Below are 757 nucleotides of genomic sequence, written 5' to 3' on the forward strand. Positions count from 1 at the left end.
TCCGCCCGGATCGCCCATTCGAACGAGGCGAGGTCTGGGTATTCGCGCATCAACTGTCCGCATTCGTCGAGCACCGCATCGAGTCGATCTACGACGTCATCGAAAGCTGCGGCGGCGGCGCGCAGCCGGTGCGACACGATCCCCTCGACCTCCTCGCCCGTCGCATTGAGCAGTTCGGACTTGGTCGGAAAGTAGTGATAGAGACTGCCGCTGGTCATGTCGGCCGCGCGGGCGATTTCGCGGATCGTGGCTTTTGAGTAGCCGACGTCGCCCACGCAGCGCATTGCCGCGGCGATGATTCGTCGGCGAGTCTCTTCGGCATTCGCGCCCACCGGACGCCCGAGCTGCGACGGCGTGGTGGTCATGCACCTCCGCGGGAGCCGGAAGTCGTTGGTCGGTCGAATATATTCGACCACATATCAGCGAGGACCCGACCCACCATGACCCGAACACAGCTGGGCCGCCCCGTGGGCGCCAGTGGCGAGGAAACTCGCCGGCGGATCATCGTGGCAACCATGAGGTGTGTGGCCGAGGTCGGCTATTCGAAGGCCACGATCCGTGAGATAGCCCGCATGGCGAACGTGACGAGCTCCAGCTTGTACAACTACTTTCCCAACAAGTCGGAACTGATGCAGGCGACGATTTCGGCCCGGGCCGACGCGTCCATGCCCCGCCTGCGGCAGGCTGCACAGCGCCCGGGCAACGTCATCGACCGAATCGAAGCGGTGCTCGACGAATGCGGACAGTTGATGCGAGA

2 protein-coding genes are annotated in these 757 nt (G+C 64.1%); one reads left to right on the plus strand and one right to left on the minus strand.

Annotated elements, in window-relative coordinates; all coding sequences use genetic code 11:
• Positions 1-365 (minus strand): TetR/AcrR family transcriptional regulator (locus A5745_RS16825; protein WP_139329662.1); only part of this gene is annotated, 365 nt, incomplete at its 3' end.
• 75 nt (positions 366-440) lie between these two features.
• Between A5745_RS16825 and A5745_RS16830 the strand changes: the two genes are divergently transcribed.
• A partial coding sequence (locus A5745_RS16830) for a TetR/AcrR family transcriptional regulator (RefSeq protein ID WP_139329430.1) occupies positions 441-757 on the plus strand: 317 nt, incomplete at its 3' end.

Origin of the sequence: Mycobacterium sp. IS-2888, assembly GCF_001954215.1 — a bacterium.
GTDB lineage: Bacteria > Actinomycetota > Actinomycetes > Mycobacteriales > Mycobacteriaceae > Mycobacterium.